Below are 20,349 nucleotides of genomic sequence, written 5' to 3'. Positions count from 1 at the left end.
AGAAAAGAAACTTATTCCTATAGCTACATTTATGCAAGAAAATCACAAGTAACTGAAAAAGGTCAATATTTATAGACTCAAATACTTGGTGCTACAAAATTATATCCGTTTCAAGAATAAAAGTAGACTATCTATAATAACTTTCATAGGTCAAAAAAACTTGAAAAACCTAAAAAGAAATTGTTGATGATAAGGGAGAGATTGAATAATGAAAAGGTGTTCTTGGTGTAAAAATGATAAAATATATATTAAATACCATGACGAAGAATGGGGTGTACCAGTATTTGATGATAATAAACATTTTGAGTTTCTGATACTGGAATCTGCACAGGCAGGTTTAAACTGGTTAACGATTTTAAAGAAAAGAGAAAATTATAAGAAAGCATATGAAAATTTTAATCCTGTTACAGTAGCTAATTTTAATAATAAAAAATTTGAAGAACTAATTCAATACGAAGGAATCATTAAAAACAAAAAAAAAATCAAAGCATCCATAAATAATGCTCAAAAATTTATCGAAATTCAGACGGAATTTGGCAGTTTTAATCATTATATATGGAAGTTTGTTAATTACCAACCTATTAATAATTTATGGAATAATGAATCAGAAATTCCTTCAAAAACCAAGCTATCTGAAGTAATCAGTAAAGATTTAAAAAAGAGAGGTTTCAAATTTATTGGACCAGTTATAATATATTCTTATTTACAAGCTATGGGGTTAGTTAACGATCATATAGTAGCTTGTTTTAGACATAAACAAATTAAAAATTTAGATTTTAAATAGGAGAAATATATTTGATGAATACAGATGAACAAAAACTATATAAGATTTATGAAGTGGGCAAAAAATCCTTTATCCAATATTCATTGGAATTTAAGCACTTTTTAAAAATTTATCTAATAATTCTTGTTCTTTAAATGCCATATCCATTCCTATCATAGCTATACAAGTCATTGAATTCTCCATTTTCCGTACCTATTTCACACCTACATTGATCCTTAACAGTACTTTTTACATCTGATTTAAAATACTTTTATTTTCTAATTGTACCACCAAAAATTTTGTAACTAAATCGTCACCCTTGTCCCCATATGAACATACATTATATCGATCTAAAAGACAGGAGGTGACTTAAATGACTATAAATACAAATCAAATAAATGAATATCCTAACTTACCTGGAACTGTCCTTCGTATCAACAATATTCCTACTGATACTGTTGTTAATCTTATCAATCTTATAGAAATCACTTCTCCAAGTGGTATTTGTTTAATTAATTAGACCATCAATTTTGAGTAGAAGTTTTAATTTAAACTAGATTGTACAATCAATAAAAGAAGCTGGAGAATCTGTTGAATTTCAACAATATCAATATTTAATTTTAAGTGGCTCATAAAAGAGTCACTTTTTAAAATATAAAATATTTAATTTAAAATAGTACTCCAATTATTTTTTAAAATCTTTTGATTATCACATGGAAAATATTGTATAATAACAAAGAAGGTTATTTATATTTTTCATTGATTGGAGGGGTATACATATGGATCTCATCTTTGATTTAGGAAAATCAAATGAAATGTGGTTTTAAATATATTGATATCATTGACTTAGGACTTGGAAACTATGGATTAACTTGGTTTATACTATATGAAAAATTACTATGAAATAATTAATTACTCTTATATAGCATTTATTGCTTAATCTTCTTATAGTACACAATAGTAAAAAATACGTCACAAAAAACTAAAGGTAGGGGGAGATAAATATGTTTATTTATAAAACGCTTAAACATACAAATATTGAAATACTACATCAAACATTCTTAAGTGCATTTTCTGATTATCAAGTTAAAACCGATTTGTCCCTTTGGAAGTTTCAACAAATGCTTCAAAGAAGAGGTTATGTTTCATGCCTTTCAATAGGTGCATTTAAAAATAATGAGTTAGTGGGATTTGTTCTGAATGGATTTCGAAACTGGAATGGGAATCCAACTGTGTATGACATTGGAACAGGTGTTATAGGTGAATATAGAAAACAAGGGATAACAAGTACTATGCTTTTAAGTGTTAGAGAGTTGATTAAAGAAAAAAAAGTGGAGCAATATTTACTTGAAGTAATTCAATCCAATTCATCTGCAATTCAACTTTACAAAAAACAAGGATTTGAGATTACAAGAAATTTCGGATGTTTTCAGTTAGATAAGAATAAATATAAACCAATAACAACCTATAAAGTTGAACATATGGATAAAATTAATTCAACTAATTGGAAACAGTTAACGGAATTTTGGGATTTCACGCCATCTTGGCAAAATTCTATTGACTCAATCAACACTGTATCAGATACGTTTATACATTCTATTATACATTTTGACGATACCATTGTAGGCTATGGCATTATTAATAAGAAAACAGGAGATATTCCTCAAATAGCAGTAAATAAGAATTATAGACGTAAAGGAATTGCAAGAAGTATCGTTACGGATTTACTAAAAAATACAAAATCTTGTAGAGTTGGTGTTCTTAATGTAGACGACGAGTCTAAATCGACAAAAGAATTTTTACTTAAGTTAGGATTTGAATATACAATTGGCCAATATGAAATGATTTCAAGATTATAAATTTTTTTGGTGAAATAGACTATCACTTATAAAATATTTGAATTGTATACTATTTTATAGTAGCCATCTATCTTGTCTCGTTGTAATTCTATACTTCTAATATATTGATTGATATTTTTTAGATCCATAAAATTCCCCCCTAAAAGCATACTCATATACTCCATTTATATTATAATACCTTCTTTAATTAATGTACAAATAATTTGTAATTTCATATATATATATAGTACAATATTGTAAAGCTTATTCTATCAATAAGAGGAGGCAAAGATGTGAAACTAAAAGTTTTAGTAGATAACAATACATATATTGATCAATATTATTGTGGAGAACCTGCTGTTTCGTATTATATTGAAGATGAAGATATTAGCTTATTATTAGATGTAGGATATTCTGATTTATTTATAAAAAACTCAACTATATTAGGTGTAGATTTAAAAAATATAAACTCTATTGTTATTTCCCACGGTCATGATGACCACACACGAGGGTTACAATACTATTTTGAACAAAATTATAAAACTAATATCTCTATTATCTCTCATCCAGATGCATTTAAAGAAAAAGTCATAGACAATTTAAAAATTTGTTCTCCTATTTTACAAGAAGAACTACAAGAAAAATGTAATTTAATTCTTTCAAAAGAACCTATTCAAGTTAGTAAACATATAACTTTTTTAGGTGAAATACCTCAAATAAACGACTTCGAAAATAGAAAGCCTATTGGTAAACAAGTTATTGGTGAAACTTCAATTGATGATTATGTGCTAGATGATACAGCCCTTGTATACAAAAGTGAAAATGGTATTTATATTATTACAGGATGTTCCCATAGCGGAATATGCAATATAATAGAATATGCAAAAGAAGTATGTAAAGATCATAGAATATTGGGAATTATAGGAGGGTTTCATTTATTTGAAGTAAACAGCCAGGTTAAAGAAACTATCAATTATCTAAAACAAAATAATGTAAGAGATTTATATCCTTGCCATTGTACTTCATTTGCTGTTAAATCAGAAATACATAAAATTTTGCCTGTAAAAGAAGTGGGAGTAGGCTTAGAAATAGTTTGGTAACAGTATATGCTATGATTGATACAATTCTACAGGATATATATACCTTATTTGGATATAAATTTATTTTTTGTTTGACAAAGGAATCTAAAAAATGTTATATTAATAATACAATTATATAAAGTATCCTTCAGGGTTGGGTGAAATTCCCTATCGGCGGTATAGCCCGCGAGCCGTAAGGCAGATTCGGTTAAATTCCGAAGCCGACAGTATAGTCTGGATGAAAGAAGGTGAATACAATCATACATATTTTTATTATGTATAATTATTGTGTTTTCAAATCCCCTTAAGGTTACTTAAGGGGATTTTTTATGTATAGTTTAGAAAAATAGAGGTGCTTTATATAAAATTTATTATAATTTGGAGGAAATTTTAATGAATAAACCATTATTAGCTCAATTTGGAAATTCTAGAACACGTGTAGAAAAAGCATTGGACAATCTTAAACAAGGCAAGGGAATCCTTCTTGTAGATGATGAAAATCGTGAAAATGAAGGAGACCTTATTTTTCCTGCTGAAACTATTACAATACCTCAGATGGCTATGCTAATTAGGGAATGTAGTGGTATTGTTTGTCTTTGTCTCACAGAAGAAAAAGTTAACAAATTAGATTTGCCTCAAATGGTGCCTAATAACACATGTAAATATGAAACTGCATTCACGATCTCAATCGAAGCTAAGGAAGGGGTTACTACTGGAGTTTCCGCTTCTGATCGAGTTACTACCATTCTTACTGCTGTAAAAGATAACTGCAAACCTGGAGATTTGTCTCATCCTGGTCACGTTTTTCCTCTCTGTGCCCGTAGGGGTGGCGTTTTAGCTAGACGTGGTCATACAGAAGGTACGGTTGATCTTATGCATTTAGCAGGATATAAACCAACAGGAGTTTTATGTGAACTTACAAATCCTGATGGAACTATGGCTCGCCTACCACAGATCGTTAACTTTTCTAAAAAACATAATATGACCGTTGTTTCTATTGAAGATATTGTAGAATATATACAGAATATGTAAGAAATCAAAATAGAAAATATATACCGATAATACTATGGGGGATGAAAATATGAAATTAAATTCTATTGCTCATCATAGTACTATCACTAATAATATTGAAAAGATTCATTCTATGAATAAAATATCAACTACAAAAACAAATAATTTTGAAAAAACTCATTTACAAGTATGTTAAATAAGATACACTTCCTCATTTTAAAAATATGGAAGTGTGTTTTTATTTAGACTTAGAAATCTTTCTGAAGCAGAAATACATTTTTCCTTTGTAGTAAACTATCAACATTTATCCATCTCCTTTAATCTACATACAACTGGTATATCCGCTGGTGCAAAATCATATTCATCTAATTCATCTACTTTTACCCATTTAATTTCTTCATGAACAGTAGTTTTTAATTCTCCACAATCCCATCTCGCCCAGTATGCTAATAATTGAATCGATCCATGCTCATAATCATATATACTTTCTCCAAAAAACTTTCCTACAGAAATATGAATTTGAAGTTCTTCTAATATTTCTCTTTTTAAACACTCCTCTGGAGTTTCTCCTTTTTCTATTTTTCCTCCTGGAAATTCCCATTTATTTGCTAACTTATCATTTTTATTTCTCTTTGCGATGAGTACTCTATCATTTTTTACCAAAAGAGCTGCTATTACTTTTTTCATCTGTTTTCTCCTTGTCAATATATCTTTATATACCTATTATTATTTGTCTATCTTGTAGAGAAATTCATACTTTGATCAAAACTATAATTTTTATCATTCTATTTATCCAGATAAAAAAGGCCTCTCTATGAAACTTTAATATCTCAGTAGAAGCCCTCCTATCTATTTAAAAATATTCCCAGGGAAATGAAATACATCTTACTTTTCATTTTTTTTATCCAAATCAATAATAAAAGCTAAAATTTCTGCTACTACTTGATAAAGCTCTGGAGGAATTTCTTCTCCAATAGATAAATGATTCAACTGACGTGCTAATTTTTCATCCTCATAAGTAGGAATATTCTCATCTTGTGCTCTTTCTTTGATTTTTTGTGCAACATATCCTTCTCCCTTTGCAAGAACCAAGGGAGCTACATTTTTATCTTGTTCATATTTTAAAGCTACTGCAATTTCTTTTTTTTTATCCATATTTACACCTTCATATCAATAAAGTTTGTAAATTTCTTTGATGGAGTTGAATCTCCTACAATACTTTCTTCATTTAAAATTCCGTATTGTACATAAATACTATGATACCCTAATGTTTTTAAAGATTCTTTTAGTTGATCTTCATTTTTAAAAAATATTTCTTTCATTTTCTCTTCTATTAATTTAAAATTACATGTAATATTTTTTTCTTTAATATCAATAAGTGTACGAACTTGTCCCATATTTTTTGTATCTAAAGAGATTAATAATTTTACATGATTGGGATCAATCTTTTTTTTGCTTTTATTATCTTTTACAATTAGTAAGTCTATATTTTGATATTCTTTATCTATAGGAATAGGAATTTGCATATAAGTTTGAGATTGATTGAGTTTATTCATAAAATCTAATCCATCTTTAATTTGATCTATTTGATTTAAAATCCCTTCCTTCTTATCAAAACCCTCTACTGTACTTTTTATAGATTCTAATTTTACGTACAATTCTTTTAATATTTCTTGAGGTTTAAAGTCCTTTGTTTCAACCATATTTTTTATTTTTCCTAATATATTTTCTATCTCCTTAGCCAAAGGAGTTGTTTTCTCATTTTCATAAAGATTCTTTATTAAATCATTTATTTGTTTTCCCATAGGATTATCTTTATAAAGAATACGATTTAATTGAATAGCATTTCCCAAATTTATATCTAAATTATTTTTAGATATAAAAACAATTTTTTCATCATTCATATTCTTAATCCCTATATCTTTATACTTTATACTTTCTTCATTCTGTAATAAATTTTTCGGAGTGTCTTGCTTTTGTAGAGATGCTTTATGATCTGTATTTTCTTTATTTTCCATAAAATTTTTATTTCCTATGGAATCTTTATTTTCTATGAAACTATTATTCTCTAGTATCTCTTTATTTTCTATCAAATTTTTAGTATTACTTTGTTCTAAAGAATCATTTTGTGATTTTATGATATTTTTAAATACTTCTAAAATAGGTTCCTCTATATTTAAATCTTTACTAAACAGATCAATAGGCATCTGCTCCATTTTTTGAAAAGCACCTTTCATCTGCATAAAACTTGTTACATTTTCCTTTGTTACAGGAATTTCATTTTTTATAAGAGTTTGAATAAGTGATATTTCTTCTTTTGTAGCTTTCATTCCAAAACTTTTTAATACATCCATTATTTTATTTTCTGTTTCATTCTCTATATTATTTTGTCCTTCTACAATAGGCTTTAATAGTATTTGATTTTCATTTGCTTCTTTTACTTGAAATTTTAATAATTCTTCTACTTCTACACTAAGTCCCACCTCTAGCTTTGCTGATAACATTTTACCATTACTCATTTTAAGCATAATCATATCTTCAAGGATTTCACATATTTTTCCTTGAATGATTTGTCCTACTTTTAATTGTACTTCCTTAGATATTTCTCCTACATTAGAAGAATTAGGAGTCATTCCATTAATTTTCATAATCTAATCACCCATTATATTTTTTAAAAAGCTTTTTCTATGAATAGATAGAATTCCATATTTTTGAATATTTTCATAATGCTCTTTCGTTCCATATCCTTTATGATGAATAAATCCATATTGTGGATACTGCTTATGAAAATCATCCATGATTCTATCCCTTGTAACTTTTGCAATAATAGAGGCTGCTGCAATAGAGATACTTTTTGCATCTCCTTTTTCTATACTCATTTGATTTATATGTATATCGGTTAATTTTACTGCATCAATTAATAAATATTCTGGAGAAGGATTAAGTTTTTCAACAGCAATTTTCATAGCTAATTTAGTAGCTTCAAATATATTTATTTTATCAATCATCTTTTCATCTACAATCCCTACCCCTATGCTTATTGCTTCTTTTGTAATTACATCAAAGATCTGCTCTCTTTTTTTTGCTGATATTTTTTTAGAATCATTGATTCCTTCTATAAATAAATCATGTGGCAGAATTACTGCTGCCGCTACAACGGGTCCTGCTAATGGGCCCCTTCCTGCTTCGTCAATACCTGCTATTAAATGACAACCTATTTTTTTTTCATAATTCCAAAGTTTTTTTACTCTTTCTTTTTCATCTAAATAGTTTTTATATTGCTTATTTATCTTTTGTGCAATTTTTTGAACAGATGATCTTTTATCTTCTTTTAATTGATTCATTTCTTTTATAGCCTCTTCAATAGGTAAACTATTTATAAAGTCATTAATTTCTTTTACACTCATATTACTAAATTCCATATTTATACCCCTCTTTCATTCTATTGACAGATTATATTTTAGCAAAATCATAAAATGATGAACATTTATTGAAAATTTAGTGAAGAATTTTATGATTTTGTCTATAATTTAAAGAAAGGTACTTATTTAATAGTACCTTTTTTACAAACTTATTCAATAGTTTCTATAAAATCATTAGGAGTTTCTAAAGTAATTCTTCCAATTTTTCCTTCTCTAAATTCATCTATAACAATATTGGCAACTCTCGTATAGTCAATTCTTCCACCTGAAATAATACATCCTCTTTTTTTAGCTATTTTATCCATATTATCGATTCCTTGCTCATCTAATTTCTCTAATTTATATCTTTCCTTTAAATCATCAGTATAGTTTTCAGATAAAAATTCAATGAGTCTTAACGCAATAGTTTCTATGTCTAATATATCGTCTTTGATTGCACCTGTAAATGCTAACTTCAAACCTACATTTTGATCTTCAAACTTTGGCCATAATATTCCTGGTGTATCTAAAAGTTCAATATTTCCCTTTAATCTTACCCACTGCTTTCCTCTTGTGACTCCTGGCTTATTTCCAGTCTTGGCACTTTTTTTACCTGTTAATCTATTGATCAAAGAAGATTTTCCTACATTAGGTACTCCAACAATCATAACTCTTACTGGCCTGATTCTCATGCCTTTTTCTATCATTTTATCTGTTTTTTCTTTAAAAGCATCATGAATCGATTGTGTCAATTCATTAAATCCTGATCCATTCATAGTATTTACAGCAATAGCACAAAGTCCTTTGCTTTTAAAATATTCCATCCATTTACGTGTTTGATTTGGATTTGCCAAGTCGCTTTTATTTAATATGATTACTCTAGGTTTTGTAGAGACAATATCATCAATCTGAGGGTTTCTACTACTTAAAGGAATTCTTGCATCCAAAAGCTCTACCACTACATCTACAAGCTTTAGATTTTGTTGAATTAATTCTTTTGTTTTTTTCATATGCCCTGGGTACCAATTAATTTGTTCCATTTATAACCCCTTCTTCTACACTTTATTTTTTATTTCAATTTCTACAAATTTATATATTATTTTTTATTTATTGATCATATAAATTTAAAAAATACCTTTTTATTTTTAAATAGTAATAAAGGGACTGTATACAGTCCCCTTTACTAAAATCTTTTTTCTTTAATTTTCGCAGCTTTTCCTCTTAACTCACGGATATAGTTAAGTTTTGCTCTTCTTACTTTACCTCTTCTCACTACTTCGATTTTTTCGATTTTAGGAGAATGTAATGGTAAAGTTCTTTCTACTCCAACTCCGTAAGAAATTCTTCTTACTGTAAATGTTTCTCTTAATCCACCATTTTGTCTTTTTAAAACAAAACCTTCAAAAACCTGGATTCTTTCTCTAGTTCCTTCTTTAATTTTCAAGTGTACTTTTACTGTATCACCTACATTAAATTGAGGAATGTCTGATTTGATTTGTTCTTGCTCTAATGCTTTAATGATATCCATGGTTGTCCCTCCTTCCTTCCTAGACGTTCATATTATCTTTTGTTACAACAGAGGAACGTCCGTATTGCCAAAATGATTATAACATACTATAAGAAACAATACAACAAAAATATATTATAACTCTATTCTTTTAGCATATTTTGTATTTTTTCTATTTTGCCCATGGTTTTTACTACATATTCATCATCATGAACTTGTATATTTTTTTGAATAAATATTTTTATATTTGTTAAATCCTCTAGTTCAATAATAAATCCCTTTGCATCTGTAGAAAGAATTTTTTCTAAAGTAGGTGATACCTCAACAAGAACTCCTTCTGAATTTGTATGTATAGCAATTCTTTTTACTTCTTTTTCTATCTTTTGCATTACTATATATTCAGATAAAATTCTTCCAGTTCCTTCACAATAAGGACATTGTTTTTGCATGATAGAGCTAATTCTTCCTCTTATTTTCTTTCTAGTCATTTCTACAAGACCAAGCTGTGTAATTCCTAATACGTTTGTTTTTGTTCGATCTTTTAAAAGAGCCTTTTGCAAAATTTCTAAAACTTCTTTTTGCGTATCTTCATGATTCATATCAATAAAGTCCACAATAATAATTCCACCAATATCTCTAAGTTTTAATTGTTTTGCAATCTCTTGTGCAGCTTCTTTATTCGTCTTTGTAATGGTATCTTCTAAATCTAGACTTCCTACATATTTTCCTGTATTTACATCTATTACTGTTAAAGCCTCTGTTTGATCTATCACTAAATATCCTCCACTTTTTAGCCATACCTTTCTAGCAATGGCATCAGAAATCATGGACTCAATTTTATAATGATCAAAAATATTCATATCTATATTCAAATATTTTACTCTATCTTTTAAATTAGGATCAATTAACTCTACTAACTCTAAAATACTTTTATACTTTTCTTTATCATTAATTACAAATCGGTCTATATCTTGAGTAAATAAATCCCTTACAGTTCTATGTAATAGATCCATATCTTTATAAATAACTCTTGGAGCAAACCCTAGTTTTTTTTCTTTATCAATTTTTTGCCATAATTTTAATAAAAATTTTAAATCATCTTTTATTTCTTTTTCTTCTTTTCCTTCTCCAGCAGTCCTTATTATAATGCCTACATTTTGTGGTCTAATTTGTTCTATTATTTTTCTAAGTCTTTCTCTTTCATCTTCTTTTTCTATTCTTCTAGAAATTCCAACATAATTAGTTCCTGGCATTAAAACCAAATATCTTCCTGGAAGAGTCAAGTGAGTCGTAACTCGCGCTCCTTTTGTTCCCATAGGTTCTTTGGTTACTTGAACAACAATCTCTTCTCCGTTTTTGACAACATCTTTAATAGGTACACCTTTCTTTCCTTGTGAATAAGGAACTGCATCTTTCACATATAAAAATCCATTTTTTTCAAGTCCCATATCTACAAATGCTGCCTGCATCCCTGGAAGTACATTGGTCACTCTTCCTTTATAAATATTTCCTACTACTCTTTTATAATGATCCATTTCAATATATATTTCCGCTAACTGCTGATTTTCTAAAAGAGCAACTCTTATCTGCTTTAAACTAACATCTACAATAATTTCCTTCATTTTACTAAACCCCCTACAGTACTCATACAGTTACATCTAAGGGTGTAACTACTCTTTCATCCTCTAAACCGTATAATTCTAATCTATGAATGCGTATCTTTGTTAGATCTATAGATATATCTCCTAATTTTTCAATGACTATATCTGGTTTTATATTCCCTTGACTTCCTGTCTTTAGCATCATCTTTAAAACACAATTATCTTCTTCATAGTTTGCTAGTTCTATTTTTTCTATGAGAGGTCTTATATTTACAGATTTGTTTTGTTTTCTTCCTTTTTTATTAATTATCTTTTCTATCCATATTTCTTCTTCATTCATAAAGTTTTCAATTCTCTTCTTTATGTCATCCTCTTCTATTTTTTGTATAAGAGGACATCTTACCCTATACGTAGAGTACTCTACAAAAGCCATTAAAGCTTTGCTTTTGATAGGTATATATTTGCATCCTAATACTTCAATACCTTCTGGTAATTCTTCATTCATTGTTTTTTTTAACCATTGTAAATCTATTTCTTCTTCTACTTCTATATCCATATATTCTCCATCACTAGATACTCCTAAAGCTAAGGCTGTAGCAAAAGAAATCTTTGGATGAGGATTAAATCCTTGGGAAAAAGATAAAGAAACTTTAGCTCTTCTTAAAGCTCTTTCTATAAGTCTTAAAAGATCCAAATGAGAAATAAAAATCATCCATTCTTTTTTTGTAAACCGAATTCTAATTTTATACATTACATACACCCCCTAGACTTCCTTCATTAATACCACAGGCACTACATCCTTTTCTACAATCAGGGGTTAAGATTCCCTTTTTCGATTTTTCATTTTCCTTTTTTAAGTACTCTTTACTCACACCAATATCAATAAAATCCCATGGAAAAACTTCCTCATAATTTCTTTGTCTATTTGCATAAAAATGAGGGTCTATATTACAATCTTCAAAAGCTTGCATCCATTTCTCATAATCAAAATAATCTCCCCAACCATCAAATTTACATCCAGATTCCCAAGCTTTCATTAAAACCTTTCCAACTTTTCTATCTCCTCTTGCAAATACTCCTTCTAAAAAGCTAGTTTTCGTTTCATGGTAATTATATTTTATGTTTTTATGTCTTAATTTTTCTTTTAAATAGTATTGTTTTTCTTTTAGAGTTTCAATAGAGTCTTGGCCATGCCATTGAAAAGGAGTACATGCCTTTGGAACAAAAGAAGATGTACTAATCGTTACTTTCAGTCCCTTTCCTCTTTTTTCTTTTGGAGTATCATAATAAAGATTTATTACTTTATAAGCTAAATCCACAATTCCATCTAAATCTTCATAAGTTTCTGTAGGAAGGCCAATCATAAAATAAAGCTTAATACTATTCCAACCAAGAGAAAAAGCATCCTTCATAGCATCTATTAAATCTTTTTCTGTAATCCCTTTATTAATAACATCTCTTAGTCTTTGGGTTCCTGCCTCTGGTGCAAATGTAAGTCCTGTTTTTCTAACCTTTTGTATTTGCTCAATAACTTCTAACGGAAATTTATCTAGTCTTAAAGATGGTAAAGATAATCCTACTTTGTCTTTTTCATTTTCATTCATAAGATGCTCAATAAGTGGTTCTATTTGAGAATAGTCACTTGTACTTAAAGATGATAAAGATAATTCTTCATATCCTGTATTGTCTAAAAGATTTGTTGCTAAAGTCTTTACTTTATCTAAGCTTCTTTCTCTTACAGGTCTATAAATCATTCCTGCTTGACAAAATCTACATCCTCTTGTACATCCTCTAAAAATCTCTACCATAGCTCTATTATGCACAATATCTGTAAAGGGAACAATTACCTCTTCTGGGTAATAAACATCGTCTAAATTTTTTATAATCCTTTTTGTTATTTTTTTAGGATATCTTTCGTCTTTGGGTATAAACTTTTCAATGGTACCATCTTCATGATAATTTACATCATAAAACTTTGGAACATATACACCTTTGATTTGTGAGATCTGTTCTAAAAATTCTTCTTTAGAAGTGTTTCTTTTTTTCCACTCTTTATATTTTTCTAGTATCTCAAGATTCACTTCTTCTCCTTCTCCTAATACAAAAAAATCTATAATCTCTGCTAAAGGTTCTGGATTATAGGCACAAGGTCCTCCTGCCATAATAAAAGGATAATCTTTTTGTCTATCTTCACTTTTAATAGGAATCTGTCCTAAATCCAATATATTTAATATATTACTATAGCTTAATTCATATTGAAGTGTAAAAGCGATCATATCTAAATCTTTAATAGGGCTGTGACTTTCTAATGTAAATAGAGGAATATTTTCTTTCCTTAAAAGATTTTCTAAATCCATCCATGGTGCAAATATTCTTTCACAAAAAATATCTTTTTGTTTGTTTTTTAAATTGTATAAAATATGCATTCCTAAATGAGACATACCTACCTCATAAACATCCGGAAAAGAAAATCCAAATCTTATAGAAACATCCTCTAAGGATTTATTAGCTGAATTTATTTCTTGCCCTATATATCTTGCTGGCTTTTCTACTTGTAACAGTAATTCTTCTAATTTGGGTCTATTCATCTTTTTCCTCCTAAAAATATCTTCTCTTTTGTATTATCTCTACTTTTGTATTCTTTGATACTCAATGTTTTTGTATTACTATTTTATCATTTTACTTATGTATTAACAACTTTTCTAGTGGGGTATTTACACCATATTTTATCATACCTTCAAATAAATCATTCTCTGTTAGCATCCCTATCATATTGCATTTTTCATCCATAACAATAACCATATAATACTTTCTTGGAATAAACTCATTCATTACTTCTTGAATAGGAGTATTTTTTAAAGCCGTCAAATGTTTTGTATGTACTATACCTCTTTGGAGAAGGTGTTGTTTTTTCAAACTAATTTCTTTCATAAAAATAAAAGCTGCCATCTTATATTCTTTACATGCAGCAATATATAAAAAGACAGCCAAACAAGATATATAAATATTAAATGGATTATATCTATATAATAAAATCCCTATAATAAAAAATATAACACTTATACTCTTAGATAAAAGTGCTACTAATTTAGTAGCTTTTTTAATTCCTATAAAATAAGCACAATAAGCTCTTACGATGCGTCCTCCATCTAATGGTAATATAGGAATCAAATTAAATGTACCAATTATAAAGTTCGATAAAATAAAAAAAACAAATAATTCATGAGTATACTTTCCTATATCATACAATTCATACCCTAGTAAAGCCATTAATAAATTTAAAAAAGGGCCTGCTGATGCAATAAATATTTCATGGGCTGGGTGTATAGCCACCTCTCCTTCTACTTTTGCCACTCCTCCAAAAGGAAAAAGTTCAATGCTACTTAATTCATATCCAAATTTTTTTGCAACCATCATATGGGCACTTTCATGCAATAAAACAATAAATAAAGATATAATTAAGTTTTCAATGTATCCCAATAAAAAAAATACAAAAAAAACAATAGATAATAAAGGATTGATCTTAATATCTACTCCGAATATTCTTATAATCCTCATTCATATACCACCTTATTAGAGCATCTTTTTGTCAAACGGGATATACGTAGTTGGATCTACTACTTTTCCATCCACCCAAAGTTCAAAATGCAAATAAGTATTCTCTACTTCTTTTGGTTTATGAATGATTCCAATGATCTGTCCCTTTTGTATTTTTTCACCTTTTTTTGCATAAACCTCTGAACAATTTCCATATAAAGAAAATATATTCGTATTATGTTTTATTTTTATATATTTACCCAAACTCTCTCCTTCTTTAACTTCTACAACCTCTCCATCTCCTATACATACAATATCCTCTTTCTCTTTAACCGCTACATCCACTCCTCTTTGAAATGTTTTCGTATTCAAAACAGGTTCTATATTTTCTCCATAATTAGAAATAATATTGCCCTTTACAGGAACTACAAAATTATATTTTGAATTTTCACTTTTGGACAAATTATCAAAAACACTTACTACTTTATCTGGTACTTTAGGTATTTTTTTTGTATAAATTACTACTTTTTTTGCCGCATTTTTTATATTTATTTCATGATTAAGAGAAGTTTTAATTATATCTGTTACCTTGTTTGTAAGAGGTGTATTCATATTCTTAATACATATAATAAGTAACACAATAATAATAGATAATATTATTTTTTTTAAAATTCTACTATAAAAATTTTTTGGTTGATCTTTTTTTTTCATATAAGGCATATTCTTTTGCCTATTGAAATTCCTAGGCTCATATAATGGATTCATAATTTCCCTCCTTATGTTGATGATACTATCATTGTATTTTAAAAGGAGAGGAAATATTACAAAAATAAAAAGACTAAAACTTTTGGTTTAGTCCTTTAAGTGAAATTTTTCATTGATAATATTGAATTTTTTTTTCAATCCAGATGATACATATACCTCTTGACTTTGCGTAACGAGTATACATTCTACATTCTCTAGGCTTTCTATAAGCTTCATTCCTTCATCTACCCCTAATATATAAGTGGCTGTAGATAATGCATCTGCATCCATAGATTTGTCTGTAACAATAGTAGCGCTAATGACTCCATTTTTTGCTGGATATCCTTTATGTGGATCTATGATATGATGATATCTTTCATTATTTTGAACAAAAAATCTTTCATAATTTCCTGACGTTACAACAGATTGATTAGATACTTCTAAATATCCCATATGTGTACCTGTTTTTTGTAGTGGATCTTGTATTCCAATCTTCCAAGAAGATCCGTCTAGTTTATTCCCTACTGCATATATATTTCCACCTAAATTAATCATTGCATGTTCTATTTTTTTTTCTTTTAATATTTTATATACTTCATCCGCGGCATATCCTTTTGCAATCCCTCCTAGATCAAGACGCATTCCTTTGTTTTGCAATTGAAAACTATCATCATTCTTTTCCTTAATCCTATGAAAATTCACATATTTTAATGCATTTTCTATTTCTTCCCGAGAAGGAACTCTTTCACTGTCGGTTCCAATTCCCCATAATTGTACTAATTTACCAATGGTTGGATCAAATGCTCCCCTTGATATTTTTGCATAACTTAGTGACTTTTTTAAAACTTCACTTGTATCTTTACTTACCTTTATAAAATCTTCTCCTGATGCATGATTGATTTTATTAATTTCACTATCTTCTAGATTTACACTCATTTTTTTTTCTATTTCTTGGATTCTATCAAAAGATTTTTTTATGATCTCCTTGCCTTCTTCTTCATGATCTGTCCAAAGTTTAATCGTCAAATAAGTTCCTAGCATATAACTAGATTCTTCAACAGGTTTTAATTCTTTACTACATCCAGATAAAAAAATTAAAGTAGTAAGAATATATAAAATCCCTATAACAATTTTTTTATTCATCTTCTTCACTCCATATTTTATTTCAAAAATTTTTTGAACTCCTAATACAATAGTATTGGGAGTTACAAGGTTATTACTCATATTTTGGAATAATTTCTCTCCAATGGAATTCTCCTCTTTCCATAGCTCGAAGGAGTATTTCTGCTGTTGCAATATTGGTTGCTACTGGAATTTTATAAACATCGCATAATCTTAGTAAAGCTAATATATCTGGCTCATGAGGTTGAGCAGTAAGAGGATCTCTTAAGAAAATTACCAAATCTACTTTATTTTGAGCAATTTCTGCTCCTACTTGTTGGTCTCCTCCTAAAGGTCCTGAATTAAATCTTGTGAGTTTTAATCCTGTAGCCTCTTGGATTTTTTTCCCTGTAGTACCTGTAGATACTAAATCATACTTTTTAAAAGTATCTTGATAGGCTATAGTAAAATTGACCATACTTTCTTTTTTCTTGTCATGTGCAACTAATGCAATTTTCATGTTTATCTTCTCCTCACCCATTTTAAAAATTTATTTTTTGCCTTCTCATGCCTATATTTAAGACAATTCCAATTGCAATCATATTTGTCATCAAGGAACTTCCTCCATAGCTTAAAAAAGGAAGAGTTACTCCTGTAACAGGCATGACTCCCATAGTCATTCCTATATTTTCAAAAATTTGAAAAGCAAACATAGATGTGATTCCTACAACAATTAAACACCCATATAAATCTTTTGCATTTTTTGCAATCTTAATCATTTTATATAAAAATAAAAAATAAATAATAAGAATAATAAATCCTCCTATGAATCCAAATTCTTCTCCTAAAACTGCAAAAATAAAATCAGATTCTTGTACAGGTAAAAAATTATAATTATTTTGAGTTCCCTGATACAATCCTTTCCCTATCATTTGTCCTGATCCAATAGCTATTTTAGATTGTATAACATGATAATTCCCTGGAAGACTTAGATCAGTAGGATTTAAAAAAGCATCAATTCTAACCCTTTGATGAGGTTTCATTAATTTATAAACTAGTGGTAGTGAAATAGTACCTGCTAATATTCCTTTCCCAATTAGTTTATAATCTAAGCCTGAAATAAATGTCATTCCAAATATAATAATCATAATTACTAAAGCATTTCCTAAATCTGGTTCTTTTAAAATTAACAGCAAGGGTATAGCTGCATATGCACCTACTGGAAGTAAATCTTTTATGGTATCTAGTCTATTTTGTTTATCCTCTAAAAATTTTGCAAAAGAAAGAATAAATCCTATTTTTACCACTTCAGAAGGTTGAAAATCTATAGGTCCTAAATTAATCCAGCTTCTTGCTCCAAACTGTTCTTTTCCAATTCCAGGTACATATACTAATAACAGTAATAGTATACAAGCAATATAAATATGCTTTTGAAAATTTGAAAAAGTATTATAATCCACAAACAAAATAAGCAATACCACAATAATACCTAAACAAAAGGAAATAGATTGTACTCTCATTTGTCTTGTAATTCCATTTTGTATAACATGTGTTGCACTACTAATCATCATTAAACTAATACAAAATAACAATACAACAAGAATAATAACTCCTACATCAATATGCTTGATTAATTTTTTATCTATCATTGTACACCTCTTTTAACATACTTCATTATGATTATATCACATTCGTCTTTTTTTACTCAACATAAATCTCATTTTATGACAAATATCGTAATAAAATTTTTCACATATGAATATTTACTATACTGATTTAAAGCTTCTGAAACTATCTATCCTTTTATATTTCTATACTTTATTACAAAATAAAAAAGTCTTTCATTGAAATTTTTTCAATGTAGACTTTTTAAAGTATTTATTTTGTCTTCATTTTTTTGATAGGAATATTTGCAATGAGTGCAGGAATCATTGCATTGTCTATACTTCTCTTTGTCTTTGTAATCTTTATATCCAGCCCCACTTCATCAATTTCTATATAATCAGAAATTACATTTAATATATCTCCTTTAATCATTTCTAAAAAATGAGGAGAACAATGTGTTCGGTCATGTACTAGTACTAATTTTAGTCTTTCTTTTGCAACATTTTTGCTGGAAGAGCTATCTCTACTAAAAAGTTTAAAAACGTCCATTCTTTTCTCTCCCCTTTCTTATTTCATTCCAAATAACTTTCTTATTTTTGACAAGAAAGTTTCTTGTCCTTCCAGTTCAAGAAATGGTATATCTTCCCCTAAAATACGTTGTGTAATATTTCTATAAGCTTGTCCTGCCATATTATTAGAATCCGTTACAGCAGGTTCGCCTTTATTTGTAGATATTACAATGTATTCATCATCAGGAACAACTCCTAATAGATCAATGGCCAATATATCAATCATATCCTCAATATTCATCATATCTCCCTTTTTTACCATATCAATTCTTAGTCGATTAATAACCAATTGAGGATTTCTTAATTCAGCTGCTTCTAACAATCCTATAATTCGATCTGCATCTCTTACAGCTGATATTTCAGGAGTAGTAATTACCAAAGCTTTATTGGCTCCTGCAATAGCATTTTTAAATCCTTGTTCAATCCCTGCAGGACAATCTACTAAAACAAAATCAAAAATTTCTTTTAATTCATTACAAAGATTTTGCATTTGTTCAGGTTTAAGAGCATTTTTATCTTTTGTTTGAGCTGCAGGAAGCAAAAATAATCCATCGTATCTTTTATCTTTAATCAATGCTTGTCTTAACCTACATACACCCTCTACTACATCTACAATATCATATACAATTCTATTTTCAAGTCCCATTACTACATCTAAATTTCTAAGCCCAATATCTGCATCTACTACTACCACTTTTTTGCCTTCCAAAGCTAGTCCTGTTCCAATATTAGCAGTAGTAGTTGTTTTTCCAACTCCACCTTTTCCTGATGTTATAACAATTACTTCACCCATTTTCATTCCCTCCATAACTTCTTACTTGTTTGGTAAATAAGGTTCAATAACAACACCACCATTTTTAATCATTGCAAGTTCAGGACCCATAGGCTTTACTTTTTCATGATCTGGTGATCTTGCGATTTTTTTAGAAATTCTTAATTGTGTTGGTTGTAAACTATATGCTGCAACAAAAGCTCTCTCATTTCCGCTAATGCCTGCATGGGCTACTCCTCTTAAAGATCCCATAACCATAATATTTCCTTCTGCTATAATTTCTGCCCCTGGATTGACATCTCCAATAATTACTAGATTTCCTGAAAATCTAATTCTTTGTCCTGAACGGATGGTCGCACGAATAAATTTTGTATTTCCTTCTTCTATTCCTTCAAAGACTTTCTTTGATGTCTTTATATTTTTAATATTTGTTTGTTCTTTTTCAACTACAATCATTCCATATCTTGAATGAATGATTTCTTTTATTTCTTTTTTTTCATCTTCTGTCAAAACTTTTCCTTGAATACTAATAACTTTAGCACCCTTAAAAAATTTTTTGGCAGATTCAAGCTTTTTAATTAATTGATCTTTTACTTTGGTATAATCTGCATCCTTTTTAAAATAAATAATAATACCTTCTTTACTTCCTTTGAATGCAACATAATTTCCTTCGTACATCCAGTGACTACCTCCAAATTCGTGCAAGTAAATCTACAACATGAATAAGTAATTCTTCAAAATATATTCAAATCCTCTTTTTTTGTAAAAAAATTCGTATATTCTTATGAAAATTGCTTATAACTCATAAAAATACAACTCAT

Annotated in this window: 23 protein-coding genes, 1 pseudogene and 1 riboswitch; of the genes and pseudogenes, 7 read left to right on the top strand and 17 right to left on the bottom strand. The window is 28.5% G+C overall.

The window, feature by feature from the left end; genetic code table 11:
• Nucleotides 1-208: 208 nt before the first annotated feature.
• From EK368_RS04695 to EK368_RS15235, 7 genes and pseudogenes are all read left to right on the top strand, one after another.
• Complete coding sequence (locus EK368_RS04695) at nt 209-784, top strand: DNA-3-methyladenine glycosylase I (protein WP_129596903.1); 576 nt, start codon at nt 209-211, stop codon at nt 782-784.
• A 352-nt stretch (nt 785-1,136) separates the two neighbouring features.
• Nucleotides 1,137-1,283 (top strand): hypothetical protein, encoded by a 147-nt coding sequence (locus tag EK368_RS04690; RefSeq protein ID WP_243109362.1) that lies wholly within the window; start codon nt 1,137-1,139, stop codon nt 1,281-1,283.
• A 293-nt stretch (nt 1,284-1,576) separates the two neighbouring features.
• Nucleotides 1,577-1,666 (top strand): annotated as a pseudogene (locus tag EK368_RS15165) (GNAT family N-acetyltransferase); the annotation flags it as partial.
• Nucleotides 1,667-1,767: 101 nt separating this feature from the next.
• Complete coding sequence (locus tag EK368_RS04680; RefSeq protein ID WP_129596900.1) at nt 1,768-2,622, top strand: GNAT family N-acetyltransferase; 855 nt, start codon at nt 1,768-1,770, stop codon at nt 2,620-2,622.
• A gap of 272 nt (nt 2,623-2,894) precedes the next feature.
• Entirely contained in the window at nt 2,895-3,701 is an 807-nt protein-coding gene (locus tag EK368_RS04675) for an MBL fold metallo-hydrolase (protein ID WP_129596898.1), read from the top strand.
• 119 nt (nt 3,702-3,820) lie between these two features.
• Nucleotides 3,821-3,934, top strand: a riboswitch (FMN riboswitch).
• Nucleotides 3,935-4,073: 139 nt separating this feature from the next.
• Complete coding sequence (ribB, locus tag EK368_RS04670) at nt 4,074-4,712, top strand: 3,4-dihydroxy-2-butanone-4-phosphate synthase (protein WP_129596896.1); 639 nt, start codon at nt 4,074-4,076, stop codon at nt 4,710-4,712.
• Nucleotides 4,713-4,761: 49 nt separating this feature from the next.
• Nucleotides 4,762-4,887: a hypothetical protein gene (locus tag EK368_RS15235; protein ID WP_279222259.1), complete on the top strand. Its 126-nt coding sequence runs from the start codon at nt 4,762-4,764 to the stop codon at nt 4,885-4,887.
• A 101-nt stretch (nt 4,888-4,988) separates the two neighbouring features.
• On the opposite strand, the gene mutT is transcribed toward EK368_RS15235, so the two are convergent.
• From mutT to minC, 17 genes are all read right to left on the bottom strand, one after another.
• A complete protein-coding gene (gene mutT, locus EK368_RS04665; protein WP_129596894.1) occupies nt 4,989-5,378 on the bottom strand; it encodes an 8-oxo-dGTP diphosphatase MutT in 390 nt (129 codons plus the stop codon).
• A gap of 198 nt (nt 5,379-5,576) precedes the next feature.
• Entirely contained in the window at nt 5,577-5,846 is a 270-nt protein-coding gene (locus tag EK368_RS04660; RefSeq protein WP_129596892.1) for an EscU/YscU/HrcU family type III secretion system export apparatus switch protein, read from the bottom strand.
• Between the two features lie 2 nt (nt 5,847-5,848).
• Nucleotides 5,849-7,339, bottom strand: a complete 1,491-nt coding sequence (locus tag EK368_RS04655) for a hypothetical protein (RefSeq protein WP_129596890.1) — start codon at nt 7,337-7,339, stop codon at nt 5,849-5,851.
• Nucleotides 7,340-7,342: 3 nt separating this feature from the next.
• The gene (locus EK368_RS04650; RefSeq protein WP_129596888.1) at nt 7,343-8,113 is read right to left on the bottom strand and encodes a ribonuclease HII; all 771 of its coding nucleotides are present in this window, start codon (nt 8,111-8,113) and stop codon (nt 7,343-7,345) included.
• Nucleotides 8,114-8,262: 149 nt separating this feature from the next.
• Nucleotides 8,263-9,132: a ribosome biogenesis GTPase YlqF gene (gene ylqF / locus EK368_RS04645; protein WP_129596886.1), complete on the bottom strand. Its 870-nt coding sequence runs from the start codon at nt 9,130-9,132 to the stop codon at nt 8,263-8,265.
• Between the two features lie 143 nt (nt 9,133-9,275).
• Nucleotides 9,276-9,620, bottom strand: coding sequence for a 50S ribosomal protein L19 (rplS, locus tag EK368_RS04640; RefSeq protein ID WP_129596884.1), 345 nt, complete (start codon nt 9,618-9,620; stop codon nt 9,276-9,278).
• A gap of 122 nt (nt 9,621-9,742) precedes the next feature.
• A complete protein-coding gene (locus EK368_RS04635; protein ID WP_129596882.1) occupies nt 9,743-11,221 on the bottom strand; it encodes an Rne/Rng family ribonuclease in 1,479 nt (492 codons plus the stop codon).
• 22 nt (nt 11,222-11,243) lie between these two features.
• On the bottom strand, nt 11,244-11,951 hold the full coding sequence (locus EK368_RS04630; RefSeq protein ID WP_129596880.1) for a TIGR03936 family radical SAM-associated protein: 708 nt from the start codon (nt 11,949-11,951) through the stop codon (nt 11,244-11,246).
• On the bottom strand, nt 11,944-13,788 hold the full coding sequence (locus EK368_RS04625; protein WP_129596879.1) for a TIGR03960 family B12-binding radical SAM protein: 1,845 nt from the start codon (nt 13,786-13,788) through the stop codon (nt 11,944-11,946). Before EK368_RS04625 ends, EK368_RS04630 begins: the two co-directional genes overlap by 8 nt.
• Before the next feature lie 91 nt (nt 13,789-13,879).
• Nucleotides 13,880-14,758: a M50 family metallopeptidase gene (locus EK368_RS04620; protein ID WP_129596877.1), complete on the bottom strand. Its 879-nt coding sequence runs from the start codon at nt 14,756-14,758 to the stop codon at nt 13,880-13,882.
• A gap of 15 nt (nt 14,759-14,773) precedes the next feature.
• A complete protein-coding gene (locus EK368_RS04615; protein WP_129596875.1) occupies nt 14,774-15,502 on the bottom strand; it encodes a M23 family metallopeptidase in 729 nt (242 codons plus the stop codon).
• Between the two features lie 87 nt (nt 15,503-15,589).
• Complete coding sequence (locus EK368_RS04610; RefSeq protein WP_129596873.1) at nt 15,590-16,624, bottom strand: FAD:protein FMN transferase; 1,035 nt, start codon at nt 16,622-16,624, stop codon at nt 15,590-15,592.
• A gap of 73 nt (nt 16,625-16,697) precedes the next feature.
• Entirely contained in the window at nt 16,698-17,102 is a 405-nt protein-coding gene (gene mgsA / locus EK368_RS04605; RefSeq protein ID WP_129596871.1) for a methylglyoxal synthase, read from the bottom strand.
• A gap of 22 nt (nt 17,103-17,124) precedes the next feature.
• Nucleotides 17,125-18,231, bottom strand: a complete 1,107-nt coding sequence (rodA, locus tag EK368_RS04600) for a rod shape-determining protein RodA (protein ID WP_202976427.1) — start codon at nt 18,229-18,231, stop codon at nt 17,125-17,127.
• 229 nt (nt 18,232-18,460) lie between these two features.
• Entirely contained in the window at nt 18,461-18,736 is a 276-nt protein-coding gene (minE, locus tag EK368_RS04595) for a cell division topological specificity factor MinE (RefSeq protein WP_129596868.1), read from the bottom strand.
• 18 nt (nt 18,737-18,754) lie between these two features.
• Nucleotides 18,755-19,549, bottom strand: coding sequence for a septum site-determining protein MinD (gene minD / locus EK368_RS04590; protein WP_129596866.1), 795 nt, complete (start codon nt 19,547-19,549; stop codon nt 18,755-18,757).
• Between the two features lie 21 nt (nt 19,550-19,570).
• Nucleotides 19,571-20,206, bottom strand: a complete 636-nt coding sequence (gene minC / locus EK368_RS04585) for a septum site-determining protein MinC (RefSeq protein WP_129596864.1) — start codon at nt 20,204-20,206, stop codon at nt 19,571-19,573.
• Nucleotides 20,207-20,349: the final 143 nt, after the last annotated feature.

This window comes from Anaerophilus nitritigenes (assembly GCF_004138215.1).
In the GTDB taxonomy this organism is placed as follows: Bacteria; Bacillota; Clostridia; order Peptostreptococcales; family Thermotaleaceae; genus Anaerophilus; species Anaerophilus nitritogenes.
The sequence above is the reverse complement of the archived record's forward strand: the minus strand, read 5'-3'. Positions and strand labels throughout refer to the sequence as shown.

Bases quoted from the DNA above. Each gene is read 5' to 3' on its own strand.
- EK368_RS04695 (WP_129596903.1), top strand. From the start codon at position 209: ATGAAAAGGTGTTCTTGGTGTAAAAATGATAAAATATATATTAAATAC.
- EK368_RS04690 (WP_243109362.1), top strand. From the start codon at position 1,137: ATGACTATAAATACAAATCAAATAAATGAATATCCTAACTTACCTGGA.
- EK368_RS04680 (WP_129596900.1), top strand. From the start codon at position 1,768: ATGTTTATTTATAAAACGCTTAAACATACAAATATTGAAATACTACAT.
- ribB (WP_129596896.1), top strand. From the start codon at position 4,074: ATGAATAAACCATTATTAGCTCAATTTGGAAATTCTAGAACACGTGTA.
- EK368_RS15235 (WP_279222259.1), top strand. From the start codon at position 4,762: ATGAAATTAAATTCTATTGCTCATCATAGTACTATCACTAATAATATT.
- mutT (WP_129596894.1), bottom strand. From the start codon at position 5,378: ATGAAAAAAGTAATAGCAGCTCTTTTGGTAAAAAATGATAGAGTACTC.
- EK368_RS04660 (WP_129596892.1), bottom strand. From the start codon at position 5,846: ATGGATAAAAAAAAAGAAATTGCAGTAGCTTTAAAATATGAACAAGAT.
- EK368_RS04655 (WP_129596890.1), bottom strand. From the start codon at position 7,339: ATGAAAATTAATGGAATGACTCCTAATTCTTCTAATGTAGGAGAAATA.
- EK368_RS04650 (WP_129596888.1), bottom strand. From the start codon at position 8,113: ATGGAATTTAGTAATATGAGTGTAAAAGAAATTAATGACTTTATAAAT.
- ylqF (WP_129596886.1), bottom strand. From the start codon at position 9,132: ATGGAACAAATTAATTGGTACCCAGGGCATATGAAAAAAACAAAAGAA.
- rplS (WP_129596884.1), bottom strand. From the start codon at position 9,620: ATGGATATCATTAAAGCATTAGAGCAAGAACAAATCAAATCAGACATT.
- EK368_RS04635 (WP_129596882.1), bottom strand. From the start codon at position 11,221: ATGAAGGAAATTATTGTAGATGTTAGTTTAAAGCAGATAAGAGTTGCT.
- EK368_RS04630 (WP_129596880.1), bottom strand. From the start codon at position 11,951: ATGTATAAAATTAGAATTCGGTTTACAAAAAAAGAATGGATGATTTTT.
- EK368_RS04625 (WP_129596879.1), bottom strand. From the start codon at position 13,788: ATGAATAGACCCAAATTAGAAGAATTACTGTTACAAGTAGAAAAGCCA.
- EK368_RS04620 (WP_129596877.1), bottom strand. From the start codon at position 14,758: ATGAGGATTATAAGAATATTCGGAGTAGATATTAAGATCAATCCTTTA.
- EK368_RS04615 (WP_129596875.1), bottom strand. From the start codon at position 15,502: ATGAATCCATTATATGAGCCTAGGAATTTCAATAGGCAAAAGAATATG.
- EK368_RS04610 (WP_129596873.1), bottom strand. From the start codon at position 16,624: ATGAATAAAAAAATTGTTATAGGGATTTTATATATTCTTACTACTTTA.
- mgsA (WP_129596871.1), bottom strand. From the start codon at position 17,102: ATGAAAATTGCATTAGTTGCACATGACAAGAAAAAAGAAAGTATGGTC.
- rodA (WP_202976427.1), bottom strand. From the start codon at position 18,231: ATGATAGATAAAAAATTAATCAAGCATATTGATGTAGGAGTTATTATT.
- minE (WP_129596868.1), bottom strand. From the start codon at position 18,736: ATGGACGTTTTTAAACTTTTTAGTAGAGATAGCTCTTCCAGCAAAAAT.
- minD (WP_129596866.1), bottom strand. From the start codon at position 19,549: ATGGGTGAAGTAATTGTTATAACATCAGGAAAAGGTGGAGTTGGAAAA.
- minC (WP_129596864.1), bottom strand. From the start codon at position 20,206: ATGTACGAAGGAAATTATGTTGCATTCAAAGGAAGTAAAGAAGGTATT.